Genomic DNA, 3341 nt, shown 5'->3' with positions numbered 1-3341 from the left:
CGTCTGGCCTGAATGTTTCAGGATGACGGCATTGCCCGCCATGATGGCAGGGACAACGGAGTTCACCGCGATCAGATAGGGATAGTTCCAGGCAGCAATGGCGAGCACGACGCCAAGCGGCTCGCGCCGCACCCAGCGACGGAAACCTTCTTTCGGTCCTGCGTCAATGTCGGCGAGGGCTTCCTCGGCAATCGAGATCATGTAGCGCGCGCGTTCTTCGAAGCCGCGCAGCTCGCCCGCGCCATAGGCGATGGGGCGGCCCATCTGCCAGGCAAGCTCGGGCACGATCTCGTCGCGCATGGCAAGAAACGTGTCGATGAAGCGCAGGCAAAGGGCCGCGCGCTCGGCTATGGGAACGAATTTCCACGCCGCCTGTGCTGCTTTCGCGGAGGTCAGGGCGCTGTCTATTTCTGCCCATGTGGCGAGCGGGCGCTCGGCATAGACGCTCCCGTCAACCGGGGAAATGACTTTCAGAACTTCACTCATCCTCGTTCAAATCCTCTCATCAGTTCCCAATCGGTCACGCGGCGTTCATATTCATGCTGCTCCCAGCGGCCGGTGTGGAGATAATGTTCGATCACATCGTCGCCCAGCGCCTTGCGGAGCGTGTCGGAATTTTCCATCTCGCTCAGCGCATCGCGCAGGTTTTTGGGGAGCGTGGGAATGCCCGCAGCGCCATAGGCATCGCCACGGAACTCTGGCTCAAGCGTGAGCTTTTTTTCGACGCCTTCAAGACCTGCTGCCAGAAGTCCCGCATAGGCGAGATAGGGGTTCAGATCCGCGCCGCCAATGCGACATTCAATACGCAGGCTCTTGCCCGTGCCGCACATGCGGAAGCCCGCCGTGCGATTGTCATTCGACCAGACGATGTTGGTCGGCGCGAAGGAGCCATTCACGAAGCGCTTATAGGAATTGACGGTCGGCGCGAGGAGATAGGTGATCTCACGCGCATGGCGAAGCTGGCCTGCGAGGAATTGCTGACAAAGTTCCGACATGCCGTAAGGCTCGGCCTTTTCGTCGAAGAAATGCGCGGACTTTGCCTTCTCGTCCCAGAGCGACATGTGGATATGGCAGGAGGAACCGGCAAGCTCATAGTTCCACTTCGCCATGAAGGTGACGGCCTTGCCGTGCAGCCAGGCGATTTCCTTGATGCCGTTTTTCAGAATGGTGTGGCGGTCGGCCATCTCCAGCGCTTCGGCATAGCGGATATTGATTTCGCCCTGGCCGGGGCCCCATTCGCCCTTGGTGTTTTCCACCGGGATGCCCGCGCCCTCAAGGCCATTGCGGATGGCCCGCATGAAGCCTTCTTCCTTGGTGGTCGCGAAGATGTGGTAGTCTTCGATATACCAGTTGGGCGTCTTCAGGCCGTGATAGCGCTTTTCATGCGCCGTCTCGTAGCTGTCATCGAAGAGATAGAACTCAAGCTCGGAAGCGGTGAAGGCTTTCATCTTCATTGCGGCGACGCGCTTCAACTGCTTCTTCAGGATCGAGCGCGGTGCATGGGGCACGTCCTGCCCGTCATGGTCCACCGTATCGCAGATGACGAGCGCCGTGCCCGGCAGCCAGGGAATGCGGCGCAGCGTTGCCAGATCGGGCTTCAGCGCGAAGTCGCCATAGCCCTGTGCCCAGCTTGCTGCCTTGTAGCCCGGCACCGGCTCCATATCCGTGTCCACGGTGAGGAGATAGTTGCAGGCATGGGTTTCATGGACGGCGGTATCGAGGAAGTAGGGGGCGGCCATGCGCTTGCCGACAAGGCGCCCCTGCATGTCTGGCATTGCCATGACGACGGTATCAATCTCGCCGCTCGCAACGAGGTCTGAAAGCTGGTCGAGAGTGAGCAGGCCTTTCATGCTTTTGGTCTCCGGATGTTGTCGCCAGGAGGTGAGGCGGCAACGACCGGCCCCCGCCAGCAGATTTTCTCAGTGTAGCCGGAGGGATGGGGGAGGCTGCAAGAGGATACCGCGTTTCACCTGCTGCTCTTTCGCTCGATGTTGACGCCCTTCCTCTCTGCCACCAGACTTCCCCTCGATTCGATGGGGTTTAGGTGAGTTGGCTGGGCCATGACTGGCGATGAGCGGGCGCGTCCAAAGGCACATATAATTGTGCTCGGTAATGAAAAGGGCGGGTCCGGCAAGACCACCACCGCCATGCATCTCATTGCCTTCTTGCTGCGCGAGGGATTCCGCGTCGGCTCCATTGACCTGGATGGCCGGCAGCGTTCGCTGACCCGCTATGTGGAAAACCGCAAGGCTTGGGCGGACGCGGCAAATGTGAACCTCGTCATGCCGGACCATGTGGTCATCACGAAGTCCAATGCGCCGACCGTTGCCGAGGCCAATGCGGCGGAAGAGGCCGAACTTGATGCAACCATCGCGCGGCTTTCGGCCGAGAATGATTTTCTGGTCATCGACTGCCCCGGCTCGGACAGCAACCTGTCACGCCTTGGCCATGCGCGGGCGGACACGCTTGTCACGCCCATGAATGACAGCTTCGTGGATTTCGATCTGCTGGGCCGGGTTGATCCGCAGACCTATCGCATCAAGGGGCCGAGCGTTTACAGCGAGATGGTCTGGGAAAGCCGCAAACGCCGCGCTGTACGCGATGGCGGCGAGATTGACTGGGTGGTCGTCCGCAACCGTCTCTCGCATCTCGATGCGAAGAACAAGCGGCGCGTTGAATCTGTGCTGACGGCGCTTGCAGGGCGCATCGGGTTTCGCGCAGGGCCGGGCTTTGGCGAGCGCGTGATTTTCCGCGAGATGTTCCCCTCCGGCCTGACGCTGCTCGATCTCCGGGAGGAGGGCGTCGATACGCAGATGTCCATGTCGCATGTCGCAGCGCGCGCAGAGGTGCGGGCGCTGGTTGATATGCTGGAGCTTCCGCTGGAGAAGATGAGAGCCGCGAGGGCGGGAGCCTAGCCGCGCCGGTTTTCGCGGGCTTCGGCAGATTTCGGCAATGCCCAGTTCGTCGGCGGGATCGGAATGCACTGTATCGATTCCCGGGCGAGGCGGCCACAGGCGTCGCGGGCAGCCTGTTCACCCTCAAAGCCGCCAAAGCGCGAGCGATAGAGCGTGCGGCTGTCAGCCGTCTTGACCGGGATGGTCACAGGAACGGCATCGCCAAGCTCTGCAGGGGCGGCACGCACCGCCTTGCGGATGCTTTCCACGGCATCAGCCTGATTGGCATAGGCACCGATCTGAATGACCCATGTGCCTTCGGGGATGAGCGGATCACCGTCACGCCAGGAGCGAGCGGCGACAGGCTCGGTGCGGGCAGGATCGTTTGCGGCGGGCGATATCAGAAGCGGGTTCGCAGCCGCATCGGGGTTCACCGCAGCATTGGCC

General features: G+C 61.4%; 4 protein-coding genes. 1 reads left to right on the top strand and 3 read right to left on the bottom strand.

Annotated elements, in window-relative coordinates:
- Together WBF74_RS00830 and WBF74_RS00825 are read right to left on the bottom strand one after the other, a co-directional pair.
- On the bottom strand, window positions 1-486 hold a 486-nt coding region (locus WBF74_RS00830), incomplete at its 3' end, for an aldehyde dehydrogenase family protein (protein WP_424433883.1).
- A complete protein-coding gene (locus WBF74_RS00825) occupies window positions 483-1850 on the bottom strand; it encodes a glutamine synthetase family protein (RefSeq protein ID WP_424433881.1) in 1368 nt (455 codons plus the stop codon). The genes WBF74_RS00825 and WBF74_RS00830, both read right to left, overlap by 4 nt.
- A gap of 252 nt (window positions 1851-2102) precedes the next feature.
- On the opposite strand from WBF74_RS00825, the gene WBF74_RS00820 reads away from it, so the two are divergent.
- Window positions 2103-2915, top strand: a complete 813-nt coding sequence (locus WBF74_RS00820; protein WP_424433879.1) for a division plane positioning ATPase MipZ — start codon at window positions 2103-2105, stop codon at window positions 2913-2915.
- Here WBF74_RS00820 and WBF74_RS00815 read toward each other — a convergent pair.
- Window positions 2912-3341 (bottom strand): SPOR domain-containing protein (locus WBF74_RS00815; RefSeq protein WP_424433877.1); only part of this gene is annotated, 430 nt, incomplete at its 5' end. The genes WBF74_RS00820 and WBF74_RS00815 overlap by 4 nt on opposite strands.

Source organism: Parvibaculum sp. (assembly GCF_049672805.1).
Taxonomy (GTDB): Bacteria; Pseudomonadota; Alphaproteobacteria; order Parvibaculales; family Parvibaculaceae; genus Parvibaculum.
The sequence above is the reverse complement of the archived record's forward strand: the minus strand, read 5'-3'. Positions and strand labels throughout refer to the sequence as shown.

Coding starts and splice junctions, on each gene's coding strand:
- WBF74_RS00825 (WP_424433881.1), bottom strand. CDS start 1,850: ATGAAAGGCCTGCTCACTCTCGACCAGCTTTCAGACCTCGTTGCGAGC.